Annotated in this window: 23 protein-coding genes and 1 pseudogene; all 24 read right to left on the bottom strand. The window is 66.3% G+C overall.

Annotation, left to right across the window (positions count from 1 at the left end):
• Entirely contained in the window at window positions 1-306 is a 306-nt protein-coding gene (locus AB5202_RS03685; protein ID WP_117637892.1) for a hypothetical protein, read from the bottom strand.
• Window positions 307-319: 13 nt separating this feature from the next.
• Window positions 320-745: a hypothetical protein gene (locus tag AB5202_RS03680; protein ID WP_233514508.1), complete on the bottom strand. Its 426-nt coding sequence runs from the start codon at window positions 743-745 to the stop codon at window positions 320-322.
• A 74-nt stretch (window positions 746-819) separates the two neighbouring features.
• On the bottom strand, window positions 820-1,065 hold the full coding sequence (locus tag AB5202_RS03675) for a hypothetical protein (RefSeq protein ID WP_117637890.1): 246 nt from the start codon (window positions 1,063-1,065) through the stop codon (window positions 820-822).
• 18 nt (window positions 1,066-1,083) lie between these two features.
• A complete protein-coding gene (locus AB5202_RS03670) occupies window positions 1,084-2,265 on the bottom strand; it encodes an RNA-directed DNA polymerase (protein ID WP_368143799.1) in 1,182 nt (393 codons plus the stop codon).
• A 192-nt stretch (window positions 2,266-2,457) separates the two neighbouring features.
• A pseudogene (locus AB5202_RS03665) lies at window positions 2,458-2,598 on the bottom strand (DUF6273 domain-containing protein); the annotation flags it as partial.
• Between the two features lie 31 nt (window positions 2,599-2,629).
• A complete protein-coding gene (locus AB5202_RS03660) occupies window positions 2,630-3,100 on the bottom strand; it encodes a hypothetical protein (RefSeq protein WP_368143800.1) in 471 nt (156 codons plus the stop codon).
• Between the two features lie 104 nt (window positions 3,101-3,204).
• On the bottom strand, window positions 3,205-4,113 hold the full coding sequence (locus AB5202_RS03655; protein ID WP_368147481.1) for a DUF6273 domain-containing protein: 909 nt from the start codon (window positions 4,111-4,113) through the stop codon (window positions 3,205-3,207).
• A 12-nt stretch (window positions 4,114-4,125) separates the two neighbouring features.
• Entirely contained in the window at window positions 4,126-5,028 is a 903-nt protein-coding gene (locus AB5202_RS03650) for a BppU family phage baseplate upper protein (protein ID WP_117765355.1), read from the bottom strand.
• A 3-nt stretch (window positions 5,029-5,031) separates the two neighbouring features.
• Window positions 5,032-5,352, bottom strand: a complete 321-nt coding sequence (locus AB5202_RS03645) for a hypothetical protein (protein ID WP_368143802.1) — start codon at window positions 5,350-5,352, stop codon at window positions 5,032-5,034.
• 22 nt (window positions 5,353-5,374) lie between these two features.
• Window positions 5,375-7,927 (bottom strand): phage tail spike protein, encoded by a 2,553-nt coding sequence (locus AB5202_RS03640; protein ID WP_368143803.1) that lies wholly within the window; start codon window positions 7,925-7,927, stop codon window positions 5,375-5,377.
• On the bottom strand, window positions 7,927-8,640 hold the full coding sequence (locus tag AB5202_RS03635; RefSeq protein WP_117637885.1) for a distal tail protein Dit: 714 nt from the start codon (window positions 8,638-8,640) through the stop codon (window positions 7,927-7,929). The genes AB5202_RS03640 and AB5202_RS03635 overlap by 1 nt, the downstream gene beginning before the upstream one ends.
• Entirely contained in the window at window positions 8,637-11,327 is a 2,691-nt protein-coding gene (locus AB5202_RS03630) for a phage tail tape measure protein (RefSeq protein ID WP_368143805.1), read from the bottom strand. The genes AB5202_RS03635 and AB5202_RS03630 overlap by 4 nt, the downstream gene beginning before the upstream one ends.
• A gap of 2 nt (window positions 11,328-11,329) precedes the next feature.
• Entirely contained in the window at window positions 11,330-11,986 is a 657-nt protein-coding gene (locus AB5202_RS03625; protein WP_161160595.1) for a Gp15 family bacteriophage protein, read from the bottom strand.
• Window positions 11,986-12,489 carry a hypothetical protein gene (locus AB5202_RS03620; RefSeq protein ID WP_368143806.1) on the bottom strand — a complete coding sequence of 168 codons (504 nt, stop codon included), beginning with the start codon at window positions 12,487-12,489 and terminating at the stop codon, window positions 11,986-11,988. The genes AB5202_RS03625 and AB5202_RS03620 overlap by 1 nt, the downstream gene beginning before the upstream one ends.
• A 108-nt stretch (window positions 12,490-12,597) precedes the next feature.
• Window positions 12,598-13,314 (bottom strand): phage tail tube protein, encoded by a 717-nt coding sequence (locus AB5202_RS03615; protein ID WP_368143807.1) that lies wholly within the window; start codon window positions 13,312-13,314, stop codon window positions 12,598-12,600.
• A 2-nt stretch (window positions 13,315-13,316) separates the two neighbouring features.
• Window positions 13,317-13,715 carry a phage tail terminator protein gene (locus tag AB5202_RS03610; RefSeq protein WP_368143808.1) on the bottom strand — a complete coding sequence of 133 codons (399 nt, stop codon included), beginning with the start codon at window positions 13,713-13,715 and terminating at the stop codon, window positions 13,317-13,319.
• Between the two features lies 1 nt (window position 13,716).
• Window positions 13,717-14,067, bottom strand: coding sequence for a minor capsid protein (locus AB5202_RS03605; RefSeq protein WP_368143809.1), 351 nt, complete (start codon window positions 14,065-14,067; stop codon window positions 13,717-13,719).
• 2 nt (window positions 14,068-14,069) lie between these two features.
• Window positions 14,070-14,363: a putative minor capsid protein gene (locus AB5202_RS03600; protein WP_368143810.1), complete on the bottom strand. Its 294-nt coding sequence runs from the start codon at window positions 14,361-14,363 to the stop codon at window positions 14,070-14,072.
• 32 nt (window positions 14,364-14,395) lie between these two features.
• Window positions 14,396-14,755: a hypothetical protein gene (locus AB5202_RS03595; RefSeq protein WP_368143812.1), complete on the bottom strand. Its 360-nt coding sequence runs from the start codon at window positions 14,753-14,755 to the stop codon at window positions 14,396-14,398.
• Window positions 14,745-14,900 (bottom strand): hypothetical protein, encoded by a 156-nt coding sequence (locus AB5202_RS03590; protein ID WP_368143813.1) that lies wholly within the window; start codon window positions 14,898-14,900, stop codon window positions 14,745-14,747. Before AB5202_RS03590 ends, AB5202_RS03595 begins: the two co-directional genes overlap by 11 nt.
• 14 nt (window positions 14,901-14,914) lie before the next feature.
• Window positions 14,915-15,796 carry a hypothetical protein gene (locus tag AB5202_RS03585; protein WP_117637877.1) on the bottom strand — a complete coding sequence of 294 codons (882 nt, stop codon included), beginning with the start codon at window positions 15,794-15,796 and terminating at the stop codon, window positions 14,915-14,917.
• Between the two features lie 3 nt (window positions 15,797-15,799).
• On the bottom strand, window positions 15,800-16,360 hold the full coding sequence (locus tag AB5202_RS03580) for a phage scaffolding protein (protein ID WP_368143814.1): 561 nt from the start codon (window positions 16,358-16,360) through the stop codon (window positions 15,800-15,802).
• Between the two features lie 199 nt (window positions 16,361-16,559).
• Entirely contained in the window at window positions 16,560-16,724 is a 165-nt protein-coding gene (locus tag AB5202_RS03575) for a hypothetical protein (RefSeq protein WP_158573939.1), read from the bottom strand.
• Window positions 16,697-18,367, bottom strand: coding sequence for a phage minor capsid protein (locus tag AB5202_RS03570; protein WP_368143815.1), 1,671 nt, complete (start codon window positions 18,365-18,367; stop codon window positions 16,697-16,699). Before AB5202_RS03570 ends, AB5202_RS03575 begins: the two co-directional genes overlap by 28 nt.
• Between the last annotated feature and the right edge of the window lie 20 nt (window positions 18,368-18,387).

The raw sequence follows: 18,387 nt of genomic DNA, 5'->3' as shown, positions 1-18,387 counted from the left end.
CTACTCCTTCCCGCCTACGGTCACGCCCAACAGGGCGTCGAGCCACTTGGATGTGATGCCTACCGACTTGAACAGCGTGTAGGCCGCCTGCACGCCGCCTACCACGGCGAAGGCGCACGTGACCCATGCGCCCGGGTCTGCGGGCACGCCGCCCACGAAGCCGGTCACGACGCCCGCCAGGAGCGAGCAGCCCAGCGCCAGGATGCGCGCGGCCTTGCCGGTCATGGCCTCGGTCTTGATCAGCTGCACCGCGAACGGCACGGCGAAAGACAGCACGATGGCTGCGATTGCTTGCATTTCTGTCATTTCGGATTCCTTTCTATCGAGCCGATTCCTTGTAGAGCAGGTCAACGCGGTCGGCGATGTGGTCGACCTTCGCCGCCATGCCCTGGCTGCGCGCCTGGCTGTTCGCCAGGTCGGCGTGCAGCACCTCGTTGGAGGTCACGACGGACTCCATGAGCGCCTTCATAGCCTCCATCAGCGCGTTGCTGCGCTCCATCTGCGCGGCGATGCGGCCCTCCATCTGGCTGCGCTCGCGGTCGCGCTGTGCCCGCTCGTTCACCTCGTCCTGCTTTCGCTCTTCGCGCTTGAGGTCGATGTTCGCCTTGCGCTCGTTCTGGGCCTTGAACTCTTCGAGGAACTGCTTGCCGAAGTACAGGACCACTAGGACGAGCAGCGCGCCGAAAAGCGACCCGGGGCCGTACGGCGCGAAGATTTCCAGCACGTCGGTCATTCGTTTTCTCACCTCCTCGAATCGCTGCCGCGATTGTCCGCGAGGTGTCGCCGGGCAAAAGAAAAGCGCCCCCGAAGGGGCGCTCGCTACTCCTGCGGCGCTTCCGGCTGGTCGGGCTCCATGGCTTCCAGCTCGTTGATGCGGTCGCGCCATGTCTGGCGCTGCGAGATGATCTCGGCCACCTCCTTGGCAGCTGCGGCGATGGCCGAGAGCAGGTCGGTGATGGACGATGCGGAGAAGATGCGCTCCACCGCCTTCATGACCTTGTAGTCGCTCTGCTCAAGCTGCTGTTTGTAGCCGTTGATCTCCCCGGCGATTTCCTGTTCCGTCATGGGTCGCTCCTTCCGTTGCTAGGGTAGGGGCATGTTCCCATCCGTGTCGCCTCCAGGTTTGGATTGCATTGAGCAACCCCCCCCCGCGGGATTTCCGAACAGGCTGCGGTACAGCGCGTCCATGGCCCGCACGCTGCGGTGCGCGTCCAGCCGCTTCATGCCTCCGCGCCAGCTCTGGTAGCTCTGCTCCACCTGCTCAGGGGTCATGATTCCATCGGCGACCATGCGGGCCATCTTCTTGAGCTTGCGGCGCTCCCGCGTTATGGAGTCTCGGCACGGCTTCACGACTATGCGGCCCGTGTCCGTGTAGAAGATGCGCTTCTTCAGCCACGTGAACCCGCGCGTGAGCTTCACCACGCGGGTCTTGCGCGGGTTCAGTTCGATGCCCAGCTCGGCGCATTTGCGCTCTATGAGCAGCAGGCACACCTGCAGGTAGTCCTTGGACTCGTGTATCAGGTAGAAGTCGTCCATATATCGACCGTAGGCCTCGGGGCGCAGCATCTCGATTACGTAGTGGTCAATGCGGTTGGGGTGCGCGACGGCGCATATCTGGTTCGGCTCGCTGCCCAGCCCCAGGCCCACATCGCCCTGCGCGTCTATCAGGCGGTGCTCCAAGGCGACCACGCGCGGATCTAGCAGCGCGGAGGCCACCTGGTCTTTGACGGGTTGGTGCGCTATGCGCGCGAAGTAGTCGGAGAAGTCGCCGAGCAGTATGTAGCCCTCGCGGCCGTGCCGCCTCCAGTGGTCGGCCAGGTGGCGCTTGAGCAGCTTCAGGGCGTAGTCGGTGCCGCGCCCCTTTATGTTCGCGGAGTTCGCGGCTATGAGGGTGGGCACGATCGCGGGCACGAGCGCGTTCTGCGACAGCGACTTCTGCACCACGCGCTCGGGAAAGTGCACGGCGCTGATGTGGCGCAGCTTGCCGCGCTCCCATAGGTCGAAGCGGATGAAGCCCCGGCATATGTCGCGGCCCTCCAAAAGGTCGCGGCGGGACAGGACGGCGTTGCGCAGGTAGTCCTTCATGTACCGCTGCGTGGACGCCTTCCACATCACGCCGCGCGCGGCCTGCTTGGAAGCCTTGCACAGGCTGTTGAGGTCGGCCACGGTCTCAAGCGTGCACGTCTTGACGCGCTCGGCCTTGGCCTTGGCCCGCTTCTCCTCGCGGCGCTTCCGGCGCGCCGCCCGCCTTTGCTCGGAGTTCACAGAAGGCACCCCGCACGGCTTTCAATGTGGCTCTGACAGCCGCTTGAGGTATGGCCATGAAACGCGGCGAAGCCACGGAGCGCCGCGCCATGCAAGCAGCGTCCGGCCACCCTCGCGGGGTGCGTATTTACGGGCGCATGCCCGATGGTCGCGCCTTCCTTCCTCTCCGCGCTCTGCTTTCGGCCCTGGGGCCTACTCGGTCTGGCAGTAAGGGAATCCGGGGCGGGGGCGAACCCAGGTGTTCGTCGCCGAATTGTAGTTGGCATTGCCGTTGTTGTTGACGTAGCACACGTTGGACGAGGAGCCACCCATGACGGAACGCAGCCACCAATTGTACCGATAAACAAGGCGCGACCGCCGCCCATTATAGCGAACGCAGGCGCTCTAGCTCGGCCTCGGCCTCGGCTATGCGCTCGTCGGTCGTCTTCTTGCCGGTGACGCGTACGTTCTTGCGCGCGCCCTTGAGCAGTTTGATCTCCTCCTCGACCATGGCCGCCAGCTCCTCGAAGCGGTTGGCGTTCACGGGCAGGCCGATGTCCATGAGGCACTGCATGTCGAGCATCAGCTGCTCGCAGTCGGCTATCGCCAGCGTCAGGTAACGCTTGCGCTCAAGTGCGTTGAACGAACTGTTGGGGTAGAAGCAGTCGGCGCGGTTGACGTTGTACACGATGCTGCGCGCCGTCTCCACGGTCGGCACCGCGTTCAGCAGCCTGTAGGCCTTGGGCACTACTGAGGAGGACGCCATCAGCTTGTTGACCTCCACGCGGATGGCGATGGCCTGTGTGAAGAACTTGTACTCGGACACCTCGCGGTTGCGCTGGTAGACGCCGCTCACGTGCACCTCCTGGGGAAACTGGCGAAAAAAACGGCCCGCTTCGCGGGCAGGAGGCGACCGCGCAAGGCGGTCGCCTAAAAGCAGAGTATAGAGCACTCGGCTGGCTAGCCGACGAGGAAGCCGGGGCGGGGGCGAACCCAGGTGGTCGTCGCCGAACTGTAGTTGGCATTGCCGTCGTTGTAGACGCAGCACACGCCGGACGAGGAGCCACCCACGACGGAACGCAGCCACCAATTGCACCGAATTCCGTTGACTCGGTGCGCCGTGTCTCGGAACAGATCAAGCTGGCAGTCGAAGCCCACGCTGTAGCCCTTCGTCCCCCACACTGGGCAGCCGTACACCTCCATCTCCGACAGCGAGAACACCTTGCCGATATCCTGCCAGCTCCACGAGTTGGAGTCGTTGAGCGCGCCGCTGGCGCTGTACCGCTCCTCAAGCAGCACGCGCTGGGTAAGCAGGTACTTGGTCAGCCCCTCGGGCAGGCACGCCTCGAAGGCCGTCTCCCACACCTTGAGGTTGCTGTTGAGGTAGGGGCATTTCTGGTCGGCGGTGCCCTGGTTCGTGTTGGTGGTGTTCCACATCAGGAAGCTGTCGTTTGCCACGCCGGTCACGGTCTTGGCCACGGCGATGGGCGCGGAGGCCACGAAGGCGATGTGGTGGCCTTTGGAGCTGTCGCCGCAGCAGTAGTACGGGTCGAAGTGCGCCAGGAGGAAGCGCACGGACTGCTGGGCCGCCACGCCCGACGCGCTTACCAGCGGCACGTCGATGTAGTCTCCCACGCGCAGGCCCGCGAAGTTGCCGTTGGCGGCTCGCTTGTGCAGCGCGTCGTACACGCTGCCGCTGCCGATCTCTCCCGCCAGGATGGTGGCGATGTTCTGCCCGCCGTACTTGCCGATTTGGCCCTGGCGGTTGTACTCGGCGTTGTTGAGCGCCGTCTGCGCGTTGCTGCGCGCGGTATCGTCGATGACCTCGTAGCCGATGCCGCTCACCGACAGGGTTTTCGCTTGTGCCATTTCGTTGCCTTTCTACTTGAGGTTGAGGGTTGTGCCGGACGCCGTGCAGGTGCTCCCGAACGTGATGGTGCTGCCAGATGCACTGGCCTTGGAGGCGGGGCAGTACACGGTGCCGTCGTCGTAGATGAACGCGTCAGTGGCGTCGGCCAGCTTGCCGTACAGGTCGGCTATCTGCTGCTTCTGCTTGGCCATGTCCGAGCTGCCCGCGCTGCCCTGCGCCACGCTGTTGGCTATCTGCAGGGCGATGTTTGCCGCCGCGTCGGCGTTCGAGGCCGCGCCGTTTGCCGCAGCCGTGGCGGCTTGCGAGGCCGTCTTCAGCTGCGACGCCTCGGTCACGCGGTCGCTTTCCGCCGCGGCTCGCTTCTTCTCGGCCTCTGCGCGCTTGGTTTCGGCGGTCTGGCGTGCCTTCTCGTTCGTGGCGCGCTGGTTTTCCGCGCTCGCGCGGGAGGCCTCGGCCTTCTGCATCTGCGCGTTCAGCGCGCTCACATCGGCTAGCTGCCCTTCGAGGTTCGCGATGATCGCCTCCACCGCATCGACGTACGGGCCGGATATCTCGCCCGACGCGCTCGCCGAGGGCAGCACGTTCACCAGGACGTTCTCGGTGGTGGCGTCCAGCCCTGCCGCGTTCCGCACGCGCACGTAGCACACCTTGAGCAGCCCGGCCACGCCGAAGACGGCGGGGTCGACCGTCACGGTGGCCACGTTGTCGCTGATGCCAGTGAACTGCTGCTCCACGTAGGTGTGGTCGGGCTTCGCAGCCATGAGGTGCACCTTGCAGCCCGTCAGGGCCGCCTTCTTGTCGCCGTCGTAGATGGCGGCCTTCAGGACCTCGGCGCTGTCGCCCTGGTGCACGGTGATGACGGGCGGCGCTATGTTGGTCTTCTTGAGGTTGAGCGTAAGCTCGTGCGTTGCCATGCCTCACTCCTTTCCTTCGGCCGCAAGTGTCCGCGATATGTCGCCGGGTTGCACTCTGTGGACCCCGCATATCTCCTCGTCAGTGAGCGCCGAGAAGTCAACGGCGTTGGCCTCGCCGCCTTCCGCGTCCATGACGGCCACGGGGCTGGACACGAGCGTGAAGCCGCCCTTGCCGTCGAACTCGAACACGTCTTCCGATTCCACGATGGCCCGCGCCGTGGCCGGGTCGCTGATGCACTCGAACACCGGAAGCGCCTCGGGCGGCTTCGGCGCGCCGTCGAGCGCCTGCGGCGCTTCGGGTTGCTGCACAAGGTGGTAGAACATTCCGTTTCCTCTCTTGCTTGGTCTAGTTTCCCGTGATGCTGCTCATGCCGGTAATGATTCCGTTCACCACGTTGATGGTGCCCCACGTCCAGTTGTTGCCGTTGTTGGTGATGCACCCGATGAACTGCGTGGAGCCCGTGTATCCGTAGGTGCCGCCGCTGCTCGGGTTGGTTCCTATGGCGAACTTCGGGGCGAGTATCCTGGCGGTGCCCGACGACCCAATGTCTGCGCGGCTGCTATCCAGATACACGTAGTTGCTGGAGTTCTCTTGCAGCTTCACGTACGCCGAGCCGCCCGCGTTGCTGTTGCCACTCTTCATGTACAGCTGCTCGTCGGGATGGCTCATGTATCCCGCGTAGTAGGGGGTCGTCAGCCACGTCTGGCGGTAGTAGCGGTTGACTGCCAGGAATCCGTAGCCGCAGGCGGATATGCCCACGCCGTCGGTAGAGCTCGCCGTGGGGCTGTCCTTCGCGTGGACGGCCTCGATGGTGCAGTACTCGGTCGAGCCGTTCACGAACGACGCTCCCGGGTGGTTGTTCGTCGTCGTGCCGGTGGTGATGTAGTTGGTGGACGACGTACCGACCATGTTGCAGCGGAACATGGAGGTGCTGCCCACCAGCACGGTGCCCGCGATGATGGAGCCGTTCTTGTCGTATATCTGGAAGCCGTTGGTGGCGTTGATGTACACCTTGTTGCCGTTGCCGTCCGTCATGAAGATGGAGCCGTCGCGCAGATAGAAGGCCCCGCTGTCGAGGTCCCAGTACGAGTTGCCGCCCTTGATGCGGCCCGTGGTCAGCTCGTCGGCGGTCACGCCGTCGCCGGTGATGGCCGTGCGCCACTTCCACGCGCCGCTGGAGTACTTTGAGTTGGCCACGCCGATGACGCCGCCGCCTATCTTCACGCACTTGGTCGCGTTCTCCGGCTTCTTGTCGTACACGAGGATGCCCTGGCCGGGCTCCTCGTACACCCAACCGCCCGTGGTGTTTATCTCGCTGTTGAGCATTTCCACGATCTTCTTGCGGATATCCGTCGGCAGCTGATCGAGCTGGTTCTGCAGCCCATCAACCTCGCTCTCGGCGCTCGTCAGGCGCTCGTCCAGCGAGCCGGTGACGCCTTCCAGGTACTCCTTGTTGGCCTCGTCTATCTGCTTGAGCACGCTCTCGCTCTGCTCCACCGTGGTGTCGGTGTAGAGCTTGAGCACTTCCTCAAGGGACAGGTTGCCGTCGTCGGAGTACTTCTTCAGCGCCTCTTCCAGCGTGGTGTCGCCCTTGTCGGCATACTCCTTGAGGGCCTTGTCAAGCGCGTCCTTCACCTCGTCGGTGTAGTCCTTGGCCGCGCCGCCCTGCTCCATGGCGAACGCCTCCTGGCGCTTCTCGGAGGCCGCCAGGCTCTCGCCCCATTTGCCGGTCGATGCCTTGTTGGACGCGTTTACCGCGTCGGCCACGGTGGCGCGGATGCTCGAAGCCGTTCTCTTTGCGCTGGACTTCTGGGCGGCCATCAGCTCGGCCACGGTCTGGTAGTTGCCGAACGTGTAGGTGACCTCGCCGGGGCGCAGCTGATCCTCCACCACCTTGGTGATGCGGGTGCGCACGCGCAACGGCGGGTCGTACACCTTGTCCACCACGGTCACCAGGTCGCCCTCGTCCGCGCCCTCGAAGCCCTCGCCGGCGCGCGCAAGCGCCGTGGCGTCCACGGTGTAGGACACGGTGGGCACGCACGACTGCGCCAGCTGCGCCTCGGTGAGCTTCTTCAGCTCGGCGGCGTCCTCGCAGTCGGAGAACTCCACGTCGCCGAACACGTGCGCCTTGCCGCCCTTGCCGTCGGGCCGTCCCCAGCGCGCCAGCGCGTCGGCCGACCCCACCCAGTTCTGCCCGCCGTTCACGTCGCCGAAGGTCAGCTTGCGGTCGTAGCCGCCCGTCAGGTTGCCGTCCTCGTCGGCGGTCTGCAGGGACTTGCCGTAGCCGTACAGGGCGGTGCACACGTTGCCCTCGTCCACGCTGCGCTTGACGCTCACGAGGTCCTTGGCGTAGGTGAAACGCTTGCCGTTGTCCTCGCCGACCTGCTTGGCCATGCACACGCGGCGTGCGGTCACCTTGGTGCCGCTCACCTGGATTTCGAACGACAGCTCGCCGCCCCAAGTGTCTGCCACGTCGTGGATGGCCGCCCATGCGTTGGTGTGGTAGAAGTTCGTGCCGGCCTGCCCGAGGTCGGCCACGGTTCCGACCTGCCAGCGCGAGGAGGACAGCGCCGAGGCCAGCGCGGCGTAGGCGCTCACGTCGTAGGGGCGCTTGTCCTCCAGGTAGTCGCCCAGGAGCTCGATTTGCGCCGAGGTCGGGCAGTAGTACGTGTAGAGGATGCCCGCGCTTGCGCGCTCCTCCTCCACGCCGTCCACGATGTTCTCGTGCCAGCGGCCCTTGAGGTCGCGCCACACCAGGCGGTCGCCCTTGTCGAGGCGCGCCAGCGTTGTGATGCTCAGGGCGTTCTCGCCGTTGACCTCGCGCGTGTCCTCGCACTCGAACAGCGTCTTGATGGGTCCCTTGTACGCCTCCCAGCGGTCGCATGCCCACAGAATCATCAGCCCACGTACCTTTCCGTCCACTGTACCGTCGCGGTGCCGCTGGACAGCTTGAGGCTGTTGGCCCCCGGCTCCAGCGGGAAGAAGTCACTCTCGAAGGTCACGGGCGCTGGGCTGCCGTCCACCGTGGCCTGCGGGGCGGCCATGTCGATGACCACCGCGCTCGATGCCGTCACCGCCTTGTCGATCTGCACGAATTCGCCCGTGCCCATGTTCGTCAGCCGCAGCGCCGACGTGCTGCCGCCGGGCCTGACGGTCACGGTGGGGTAGGTGCGGAACGTCCCGCCCACCTGCACGCCCGAGGTGCCCGACACGGTTGCGCGCCCCTCGGCCCCGTAGGCCACGGGGTCGTATGCCGTGAACGTCAGCGTGGCCTCGCCGGTGTGCCACAACGTGTCGAGCGCGCCCGGCGAGGTCAGCACGGCCATGTAGCGCAGGCCCAGGTGCCTCTCGTCGTCCAGCCACAGCTCGGCCTCCTTGAGGCACAGCAGGCGCGAGGCCATGAGGCGGCGAAGGGCCGCCATGTCGTCGGCGGGGCGCGCCCTCCAGGCCGCCGCCACGTCTATCGTCAGGGGTTTCAGCTCTGCGCGCATGAAGCGCGAGCCGGGCTGCCCGGGCACGTCGCGCGTGGCGATTTCGTACTCGGGCAGCAGCGAGCGGGTCACGAGCCGGGTGTCGAACCACGGCGCGAAGTCGAAGCCGTTGTATATCATGCGAAGCACTCCTGCCGTTTGATTTCCTTGGCTATCTGGCGGGAGATTTTCTCGATGTCGGCCTCCTCCCGCACGGTCGCGTACAGGTTGATTGTCACGTTCGTGTCGCCATGGGCCGCGCCGCCCTTGCCGTCGAGCAGCTTGGCGATGCCCTCGGCCAGCGGGCGCGCGCCGCGCTCGTTGAACGGCACCACGCCCTCGGGGCCCGCCTCGCCGACGCCGATGACGCTGGGGCCGTTGAACACGCCGCCCTTGGCGTACCAGTCGATGCCGAAGTGCGGCACGCTCGGCGGGGCGATGCTGAAGCTGCCGGAGATGGACAGGTGCGGCAGCTTCAGGTGGGGCAGCGACCACGAGAAGTTGAAGAACCCCTTGATGGAGTCGATGACGTTGCGCACGGTGTCGCGGGCGTTCTGTATCGGCGTCTCGATGGCGCTCTTGATGGAGTTCCACACGCTGCTCACGGTGTCCTTGGCGGCGTTGAACACACTGGAGATCGTGTCGCGGATGCCGTTCACGATGCTGGATATGGTGGAGCTGATGCCGTCCCACACGCTCGACGCCGTGCTGCTCACGGCCCCCCATATGGAGTCCCACACCGCCTGAATTGCCGACAGCACCGCCGATATGGTGGAGCTGATGGCATTGATGGCCGCGCCTATCGCCGAGCTGATGGCATCCCATATGCTGGAGGCGGTGAAGCTCACCGCGCCCCACACCGTGTCCCACACGCCCTGGATGACCAAAAGGGCTGCGCCTATCACGTCGCTAACGTACTGGATGTATGCGCTCACCGCGCCGTAGATGGCCTCCCATATGGCGCTGGCGGTGCCGCTGATGCCTTCCCACGTCGCGCCCCACCATTCGGAGAGCGCCGTCACCACGTCGGTGATGACCTGGCTCACCGCGTCGATGTAGCTTCCCACCGCGCTGCAGATTGCGTCCCATGCCGCCGTCAGCTGCTCGCCGAAGTTCTCCCAGATGAAGTTCCAGGGTATGAGCAGCGTCTCGATGGCCAGGTTCAGAATCTCGCCCAGAAGCATCACGGCGACCTGCACCACGTTGCAGATGCCGTCCCAGATGGACGAGGCGGTGCCGGCCAGGCCTTGGAAGAACCCGGCCATGGCGTCGATGGCTCCCTGCACCGTGGAGCAGATGCCGTCCCACACGCCGCCCAGCGTCTCGCCGAGCTGCGAGAAGAACTCGCCGACGCTTTGGGCCACGTTGCCCGCCACCTGGGTGGCCACCTCGAACGCGGCGCACACGGCATCCAACACGGCGGTCACCGCGTCGCGGAACTCCTCGCAGTTGTTCCACAGCAGCACCACGGCGGCGATGATGGCCGCTATGGCCGCTACCACGGGGTGCGCGGCTATGAGCCCCAGCGCGCCGGTGCCCAGCTTGCCGACCACCTGGAAGGCCGCTCCGATTTTCGGCACGGTGTCCAAGACGGTGCCGACCGTCGACAGCACGGGGCCTATGGCGGCCGCTATCGTGGCGATCGCCAGCACGGCGGTCTGGCCGCCCTCGCCGATGCCGGCGAACCACTCGGAGAACGACTTGACGACACCCGCCACGTTGGTGGCGATGTTGAGCAACGGCTCGCCAAGCGGCTCGATGGAGCCCTGCAGCTCGCGCATGGCCTCCTGCGATTTCACGGCGAAGCTGTCGGAGGCGGCCTCCTGGGCCTGCTGCGCAGCGCCCGCCACGTCGCCGAAGCTGTCCTGCACGCCCGCCAGGGACTCGATCATGCCCATGGCATTGTCCTCGCCCAGCGAGGACCACAGGGTGGAGGCCAGCGCGGCCTTGTCGTACTCGTTTGGCATCTGCGTGAGGTCGCCCAGCACCGCCTGCAGCATGTCCTCGGCGGTGGCGCTGCCGTTCTTGAAGTTCTCGAAGACCTCCTGCGTGCCCTCGCTGAACGAGCCGATGGATTCCTCCATGCGGCCGTCGGACAGCGCCGTCAGGAACTCGTTGAGGTAGTCGCCCACCTTGTCCAGGTTGTACGCGCCGTTGGACGTGCCCGCTTCGAGCAGCGAGAAGTACTCGCTGGCGCTCATTCCCGCCTCGCCCCATCGCACGGAGTATTCGCTCAGGTTGTCGCCCAGCTCGTCGGTATAGTTCAGGCCGCGCTGCATGCCCGCCGTCAGTAGGTCGCTGGCCTCGGTGGCGGACAGCCCGAAGCCCTCCATGAGGGCGTTGGTGCCGCGTATGGACTCGTTCACGTCTGCGCCGAAGGTGTCCGACAGCATGAGTGCGTTGGTGGTGACGGTCTGCAGGTCCTCGTCGGACACGTCGCGAAGGGTGGACTTGCACTGGATCAGCGCATCGTTGACCTCGTCCAGGGACTGGCCCCAGCCACCCTCGTATATGCGCTTGCCTATGCCGCTGAAACGCTCGGCCTCCTCGCCGGACACGCCGAACGCGGCGGCTATGCGGGCGTTGGCCTGCTCGTAGTCGCTGGCCACGCCGAATACGGCCTTGCCGGCGGCCACCACGGGCGCGGTCAGCGTCACCGTGGCGGCCGTGCCGACCTTCTTGAACGAGGACGACAGCTTCGCGGCCTTCTCGTCGCCCTCGGTTATGTTCTTCCAGGAGATGCCCTGGAGGTCGCGCTCCAGGGCCTTGATGTTCTTGGATACGTCAACGGTGTCGAGCACCGCTTTGATGATGACGTTGCCGTCCATGCTCACCTCGTCGCTCTCTTGAGCGCGGCGAACACATCGCGCATCGCCGCGTCGCTTCCTTCCTCAGAGCCGTGTGAGCTGCGGCCTTTGCCGAGTTCGAACGCCTTGTGGGCGGCGTTCCAGGCCTCGACCTCCTGCCTGTTGTATTTGGTTGGCTTCGGCTTGGTCGCCGGGTTGCGGTAGTGGATGGCCGCGCCGAGCGGCGTGTCCTGCGGGCAGCCGCCCACGAGTGCCACGAACTCGGCAAAGCTGATGCGGCCGCGCACCTCGTCCCACTCGATGCCGTAGGCCTGGCGGAAGCTGGTGCGTATGCGCGCCGCGTCCTCCTCCAAGTCCCACAGCGGGGTCTCGTGCGGGCGGTCGCCGGTCAGGTCGAGTCCGCACATGTCCCATACCGCCGCGTCGCGCATCCGCACGAACTCGGCGGCGTCGTAGTCGCATGCGCACCACGCGTCCGCCCAGTCCACGAAGAACAGCGCCAGGAACTCGTCCCGGCGCTGGTCGTCGGACTTGCCCTCGTCGGTCAGCACCTCGATGACGCGGATGATCGTGAGCGCGTCGTCGCGCACCAGCACCTCCTCGCCGTTCCACGGGTAGCGCGTGGCGCTCGTGCCGTCGGGCAGCCGCACCCGCTCGGCCGTGAGCGCGGCTGGCAGCATTACTTGCCGCCCTTCTTCTTGCGCTTGGCCTTGGCGCGGCGCTGGGCGCGGTTGAGCGCCTGGACCTGATCGGCGCGCTCGCTGTATGCAAGGCCGCACGCCATCAGCTGCTCGCTGGTCGCGTGGCGCGCCAACATGTTGAGGAACGTGGCGAAGACCTCGCCCAGGATGCGGATGTTCTCCTCGGGCGCGATGGGGCCCTCGTCGCCGCCCATCCACGCGAGCAGCTGCTCCCAGCCCTCGGTGCCGATGAACGCCGAGATGGTGCGCTTCATGAGGCGGGCCTGCGCTGCGTTGGCCTCGGCCGCCTTCTCGGGGGTGTCGGCCTCGCGGGCCATCTGCTCGTTGGCCTGCGCGCGGTCGATGGCGTTGCCGACCTTGGCCAGGTACTCCTCGATGTGCTTGTCGTCGAACCACACGCGGAAGCGCGGCGTGTCGGGGTTCTCCTCGGGGTCCTCGAAGAACACGTCCTCGTACTCGCGGATGTTTTTCAGAAGTTCCATTTGTTGCCCCTTTCGTGAGCGGTGAGCGTCGGGCATAGAAAAGGGGCGCGGGCCGCTCACTAGCCCGCGCCCCCATGTCCAGGAGGTTATGTCTGGTGTCGCCTGCGGCTACTTCGCCGCCACGGTGACCTTCACCTGCGTGCAGATGCTCGGCTTGGACGCGCAGCGCACGGTGATGACCGCCTCGCCTGCGGCCACGCCCGTCACGTTGCCGTCGCTGTCGACGGTGGCCACGTCGGTGTTGCCCGATGCGAAGAAGCACTTGGCGTTCGCCTCGGCGGGCGTGACGGTCGGCGTGAGCTTCATGGACTTGCCCACGGCCGGGCCGGTCGGCGCGGTGCAGGTGACGCCCGTGGGCTGCTTGAGCTTGTTGGCGGGGATGTAGCGCATAGCGCCAGCGCCCGAGATTGTGCAGGAGAACGCGCCGGGGTCGGACGCCGCGCCCTGCTGCGAGCCGACGGTCAGGCCCAGGTAGGTGCAGTCGCCCTCCACCACGTCGCCGTTGGGGTCGGTGTGGCGGAAGTGGCCCGTGCGGCCCTCGCCGGTCTCAAGCGCCAGGCTGGCAACGAAGTCCTGCGCGGGGTCGCCGTAGCAGCGGTCGCCTGTGACCTCGTACTGCGGCTGCACGCTCTTCACCTTGTCGGTGGGAGTGCCGTAGCCGTCGTAGTAGTCCTTGGTCTCGGTGGTCTCGTTGGTGGTCGGCTTCACCTCGGTGATGCCGCGCGAGAAGATGGCCCACGTGGGGCTGGCCGCGTCTGGCGTAGTGTCGATCTCCAGCGCGCTCATGTAGTTGGGCGCGAAGCCCAGGTCTTGGTTCTTTGCCATCGTTATCCCTTCTCTATGGTTATGGTCGCTTTGATTCGGAACTCCCACAGGTACGGCCCGCCCTCCGGCGGCGTTATCTCCTGCGGCTCTGTGTACAGCGCCGCGCTGGTGAAGCCGTAGGAGCCGGTGGGCGAGGACAGGTCGGCCCCGTCCAACGCGTCGGCCAGGTCGTAGGCGTTGCCCATGGCCTTGGCCTCGGAGGTGTCCTTCACGATGACCTGCAGCACGTATCCGACACGGCGGGTGCCGTCCATGTGGCGCACCGCGTCGGCCGTGGGCATGGGCCTCAGCACCACCGCGTCGTCGTGGCCGCGCGATGCTGCCAGGCGGGTGAGGAGCACCGGGCCGTAGCCCAGGGCCTCTATGGCGGCCTTCGCCGCCTCCATCACGTCCGGGGCCATGTCACGCCCCCTCGGTCAGGAGGTCGACGGCCAGGCGCTCCCAGTCCTCGCCGTGCGCTTCCTTCGCGGCCTTCGGCCAGTCGGCCTTGGCCCTCGGGTTCTTGCCGTGCTTGATAGAGCTGTCGGGCAGGTCGCGCACGTAGGTGGCGTAGTCGGCGTCCCATATGACGAGGCCCTGCCTGAAGTCTGAGGCGGCCTGCATGGAGTTGTGCATGCGCTTGGTGTCCTCTGGCGTGAACGCGTTCATGTCCTCGGCCACGCTCATGGCGAACTTCACCTGCTTGGCCTCCAGCTCCTTCGCGCTGAAACGCTTCATGAGCTTGGTCAGGTCGACCGTAACTGCTGCGGGCATGGCTACCTCACCTCCAGTTCCCAGTGGTGGGGACGGGTGCCGAACGCGCGGCGGGGCGTGCACCTCGCCACGTTCATCCACTCGCCCCCGTCGATGCTCACGCGGCTGCCCACGGGCACGTCGAACATGCCGGGGCTGTCCGCGCCGTCCGCTATCACGAGGCCCTGCGCGCCGTCGCCCAGGGCGTACTCGCGCACGAGCCACGCCGAGACGGGCTCGAAGCGCACGCGGCGCACCTCGACGGGCCGCTCGAATTCGCCGCCGTAGCCGCCCTCCCTGGGCACCTTGACGGACATGGTGGAGGGCCGCGCCGAGCGCGGCACCCGCATCATCTGGTACCCCCGATGCCCGCGTAGAGCAGCGGCGTTCCAAGCAGCTCGCTGCGGACGGCGGCCTCCATGTCGCTGCGGTAGGTGCTGGCCCCTTCGGTACCGGGGTTCCACGAGAACGAGCCGACGGTGAAGCCGCCGCCCTCCATGATGCCGCCCGAGCATCCGTACGCGGCGTCGACCTCGCAGGCCGCCATGACCGCGCGCGCCCACTCCTCGGAGCCGTCCGGCTCGTTGGGGAAGATCAGGTCGCGCACGGCTGCCGTGGCGTGGGGGAGCGCCGCCTTGAACTCCTCGGCGGACAGCTCCCCGCGCCCGGCTGCCAGGTAGTCCTCGTGGGTCGGGGCTCTAGTTTCCATCGTCCTCGGCCGCCTCGGGCTTTTCCGCCTTGCCCTTGGCGGGCTGCTCGTCTGTGGCCTTCGCCTCGGGCTTTTCCGCCTTGCCCTTGGCGGGCTTGGCCTTCTTCGGGGCCTCCTTCTCGAAGGCCAGTCCAACGGTGCGCATGTCGCGCCTCCTTCCTACGCAGCCTTCATGCCTGCGGTGATGTAGTGCGCCAGGTTCTCGCGCACGCCGCACACGCCGTACTTGCGGTACTTGAACAGGTGGCCGAAGCCCTGCTGGTTGTCTTCGGCGTCGATGACCTTGCCGTGCGCGAAGTTCCAGCGCAGCACCACGGCGTCCTTGTGGACGATGAGGAAGTTCATGTCCACCGCGCCGGTGCCCTTCTTGTAGTGGCCGATCTCCTCGTCCTTGGTGGTGCCGTCCAGGAGGTCGATGGCGCTGTAGAAGCGGGACTGCGGCACCTTCACGATGGAGGAGAAGCCGTCCAGCGCCTCGCGGGACTTGGTGGTGTCCAGGTCCTTCACCATACCCAGCAGGGTGGGGGTGATGAACAGCACGCGGCCCTCTTCCGGCACCTCCTTCTCGTCCATGTCGCACATGGCGGCGTTCAAGCCCTTGAGCATGTCCGCGCCGTCGGCGTAGGTCTTCTGCTCCTTGGTGATGCCGGTGCCTGCGCACAGCGTGGAGAACACGAACGCGTCTCCCTCGGGCACCACCTTGGTGCGGTTGAAGTGCGCGGCGGCGTTGCCGAACGCCAGGTTGAAGGACTGGGCGTCCACTTTCTGGTCGATTTCCAGGATGGTGCCGCGGTCGTAGTTGGCGCTGATGGGCTTCCAAGTCAGGGACGCGCCGCTGTTCTGCGGCAGTCGCCCGTTGGCCTGCACGTCGCCCAGGCCACCCATGGAGTAGACGGGGTAGTAGAACTCGCCCAGCTGCTCCATCTGCGCGATGTTGCCCTGCGGCGCGGCGCTCTCAAGCACTGCGGTCAGGGATTCCTTGCGGTACGCCTCCATGAGCACGTTCTCGTAGCCCTTGGGCAGTTCGATGCTGTTTGGCATGATTTACTCCTTTGAAGATTCGTCGGTGAGTCCGAAAGCTGCGCGGAAGTCGGCCAGGCCGTCGGAGCCTGCGCCGCCCTTGGGGTCGCCGCCCGCGCTCTCGCGGGGCTGGTCGGTGAACATGTAGGCGTTGTCCTTCTTCAGGGCCTCGAAGTCGATGCCCGTTAGGTTGCCCTGCTCGTCCAGCTTCGCGTCGGCGATGTTCGGGATGATCGCGCGCGCCGCCTTGGCGTTGCGCACCCCCATCTGCGCCAGCTTGGTGTCGATGGCGAAGTCGCGGCGCATGTCGGCCTCGCGCTTCTCGGCGTCGGCCTTGTACGCCTCGTTGTCGGCCTTGGCCTTGTCGAGCGCGGCCTGCAGCTCGTCGGCGTTGCCCGCCTTGGCGGTGAACTCCTCGATCTGCTTGTCGCGCTGCTCCAGCTCGGCCTTGAGGGCCTTCACCTGCTCCTGGTACTCGTCGGTCTCGCGCTTGTACTTCGCGTAGGACACGACCTCCTTCGCGGGCTCGGTCTGCTTGCCGCTGTCGCCGCCCTCGTTGCCTTGGGGCTTGTTGTCGTCCGCCATCGCTTGCTCCTTCCGTGTTTGGTTTTCGCGCTTCCCTGCGCGCTTGGATGGCCCGCCGTTGTCGCCGCGGTCGCGTGCGGGGCCGTTGTCGCCGCCCCATCGCGTGACCGCATCTTCCCCGAGGTGTCGCCAGGCAAAAGAAAAGGCCGCCCGTGATGGGCGGCCTTGATGCCGTGCGTCTACTCGGTTGTCGCTTGGTCTACTTCATCAGCCCCGCGTCGCGCAGAACCTTGCGGGACTTGGCAAAAAGCTCCTCGCGCTCTTCTTTGGTCAGCTTTTCGGCGGCTTTCGACTCGGAGGCGCTGTCATCTATGACGAGCACCCAGTCCTCTGGCGTCACTTCTTTTTTGTCAGCCTGAACCATTTCGCTTCCTCGTTTCGCTCGTAGAGCATTTCGGTGGCAAGCTGGTCGATAACGTCGCCGCCCACGTTCGGGCACTCTCTTTTCGCCAGCTCTCGCAGCTCCTCGTACGCTTGTACGACGCTGCGGTCGTTCACCTTGATTTCGTAGATTGTACCATCGTGGCACGCCACCACTGAGCTGCGCACCCAGTCGTTTTCCGCCACCGTTCGAATGTCGGTCCACGACGGCGGCGAGCTCATGGGGTGGTTGTGGATCAGCACCACGCCGCCCTTGGTGCGCCTGCACGTCTCCACCTGCTTGGCGGTCAGGCCGCACGCCTGGCTCTTCAGGCCGTGCCCGAAGGTGTCGGTGACGCGCTCGCCCTTCTTCCACGACACGACGGACATGCGTTCGTAGCCCGTGCCGTCGCGGTCGCGCAGGATGCGGCGGCTTTCGGCGTACACGGCCTCGCTTGCGCGCTTCGGGATGGGAAGGGACGCCACCTTGTCGTGGTAGGCCCTGCCGTTCACGGCGCGGCGGCTCACGTCTGCGGCGGTGCCCGCGCCCTTGCCCGGCATGAACTTCTCGCGCACCCAGGTCTTGTCCGTGGCAAGCGGGTAGATGCGCTCCTTCGATTCCGCGGCGGCCTCGCGCGTGCGCTCGCGGGACAGGTAGGGATGGGCGGCTATGTGCTCGCGCTGGCGCTTCTGCAGCTTGCCCAGGCGCAGGCGCTCCTTGGTGTTGTCGAGCCCGGCGGCCTCCAGGGCCGTTGCCTCGCGCTTGGCGGCGCGTATGCCGCGCTCAAGCTCGCGCTGCTTCTGCTCTGCCTGGTATCGCTCCTCGCGCTTCTCGTCGCCGCCATCTGGATCGCGCTCGTACCGCAGCTGCTGGCCCTCCACGTAGATGCCGAAGTCGTGCTTGCAGTTCGCGCCGCACAGGCCATCGACAGAGCCGTAGCCCGTCTCGCGGTAGAACGGCGGGTACTTCTTGGACTTGCCCGACAGACTGAACACGCGGCCCTGCCACTTGGCGTGGCTCTCGCGCGCCCCGCCGTGCGAGGAGGTCTGCACGAGGTCGTGCCCGGTCTCTTCAAGCAGCTCCAGCGTGTTGCGGCTGCCGGCCTGCACCGCCTGCGTGCGAATGTGGCGGCGCATGGCCACGTCCGCCTGCGCCCACGCCCCGCTCTTGTAGTCCACGACGGACACGCCGCGCCGCGCCAGCTTCAGCACGGCCTCGCGGGTGGCCTGCTCGTAGCCCGCCATGCCCGAGTTCACCCGAGCCACGGCCTGCGCCACGACTTCGAGGTAGGCGCGCTGCACGTTGGCGGGCATCTTCAGGTTGTCGCGGCTCACGACGTCCTGCACTCCCGCCGCCGTGGCCCGCGCTGAGTTGTGCAGCCTCCACTGCATCGTCTTGGGCAGCGCGCCCATGGCCGTGCCCAGCGTGGCCAGGTCGGCCTCGGCGCTCTTGGCCACGGCCTCGGCCGCAGCCTTGGCAGCCTCGCGCGCGGCTCTGCGGCCCTCCTCGTTCATGGCCTTCTGCACGTCCTTGGCGGCAAGCGCCGCCTTGCGGGCGGCCTGCGAGTAGGCGCTGTCGCCCTCGAAGTCGATGGAGCCTATGATCGCGGCGTAGATGCACACCAGGCGCAGGGTGTATTCGTCCATGGCCCCCTGCGCTGCGTCGG

This window comes from Collinsella aerofaciens (assembly GCF_040915545.1).
GTDB classification, from domain to species: Bacteria; Actinomycetota; Coriobacteriia; order Coriobacteriales; family Coriobacteriaceae; genus Collinsella; species Collinsella aerofaciens_BE.
This window is presented reverse-complemented; position numbering and strand designations above follow the sequence as displayed.

Excerpts from the sequence above, each read along its gene's own strand:
- AB5202_RS03685 (WP_117637892.1), bottom strand. The coding sequence starts at position 306 with ATGACAGAAATGCAAGCAATCGCAGCCATCGTGCTGTCTTTCGCCGTG.
- AB5202_RS03675 (WP_117637890.1), bottom strand. The coding sequence starts at position 1,065 with ATGACGGAACAGGAAATCGCCGGGGAGATCAACGGCTACAAACAGCAG.
- AB5202_RS03655 (WP_368147481.1), bottom strand. The coding sequence starts at position 4,113 with ATGGCACAAGCGAAAACCCTGTCGGTGAGCGGCATCGGCTACGAGGTC.
- AB5202_RS03650 (WP_117765355.1), bottom strand. The coding sequence starts at position 5,028 with ATGGCAACGCACGAGCTTACGCTCAACCTCAAGAAGACCAACATAGCG.
- AB5202_RS03645 (WP_368143802.1), bottom strand. The coding sequence starts at position 5,352 with ATGTTCTACCACCTTGTGCAGCAACCCGAAGCGCCGCAGGCGCTCGAC.
- AB5202_RS03640 (WP_368143803.1), bottom strand. The coding sequence starts at position 7,927 with ATGATTCTGTGGGCATGCGACCGCTGGGAGGCGTACAAGGGACCCATC.
- AB5202_RS03635 (WP_117637885.1), bottom strand. The coding sequence starts at position 8,640 with ATGATATACAACGGCTTCGACTTCGCGCCGTGGTTCGACACCCGGCTC.
- AB5202_RS03630 (WP_368143805.1), bottom strand. The coding sequence starts at position 11,327 with ATGGACGGCAACGTCATCATCAAAGCGGTGCTCGACACCGTTGACGTA.
- AB5202_RS03625 (WP_161160595.1), bottom strand. The coding sequence starts at position 11,986 with ATGCTGCCAGCCGCGCTCACGGCCGAGCGGGTGCGGCTGCCCGACGGC.
- AB5202_RS03620 (WP_368143806.1), bottom strand. The coding sequence starts at position 12,489 with ATGGAACTTCTGAAAAACATCCGCGAGTACGAGGACGTGTTCTTCGAG.
- AB5202_RS03615 (WP_368143807.1), bottom strand. The coding sequence starts at position 13,314 with ATGGCAAAGAACCAAGACCTGGGCTTCGCGCCCAACTACATGAGCGCG.
- AB5202_RS03610 (WP_368143808.1), bottom strand. The coding sequence starts at position 13,715 with ATGGCCCCGGACGTGATGGAGGCGGCGAAGGCCGCCATAGAGGCCCTG.
- AB5202_RS03605 (WP_368143809.1), bottom strand. The coding sequence starts at position 14,067 with ATGCCCGCAGCAGTTACGGTCGACCTGACCAAGCTCATGAAGCGTTTC.
- AB5202_RS03600 (WP_368143810.1), bottom strand. The coding sequence starts at position 14,363 with ATGTCCGTCAAGGTGCCCAGGGAGGGCGGCTACGGCGGCGAATTCGAG.
- AB5202_RS03595 (WP_368143812.1), bottom strand. The coding sequence starts at position 14,755 with ATGGAAACTAGAGCCCCGACCCACGAGGACTACCTGGCAGCCGGGCGC.
- AB5202_RS03590 (WP_368143813.1), bottom strand. The coding sequence starts at position 14,900 with ATGCGCACCGTTGGACTGGCCTTCGAGAAGGAGGCCCCGAAGAAGGCC.
- AB5202_RS03585 (WP_117637877.1), bottom strand. The coding sequence starts at position 15,796 with ATGCCAAACAGCATCGAACTGCCCAAGGGCTACGAGAACGTGCTCATG.
- AB5202_RS03580 (WP_368143814.1), bottom strand. The coding sequence starts at position 16,360 with ATGGCGGACGACAACAAGCCCCAAGGCAACGAGGGCGGCGACAGCGGC.
- AB5202_RS03575 (WP_158573939.1), bottom strand. The coding sequence starts at position 16,724 with ATGGTTCAGGCTGACAAAAAAGAAGTGACGCCAGAGGACTGGGTGCTC.
- AB5202_RS03570 (WP_368143815.1), bottom strand. The coding sequence starts at position 18,367 with ATGGACGAATACACCCTGCGCCTGGTGTGCATCTACGCCGCGATCATA.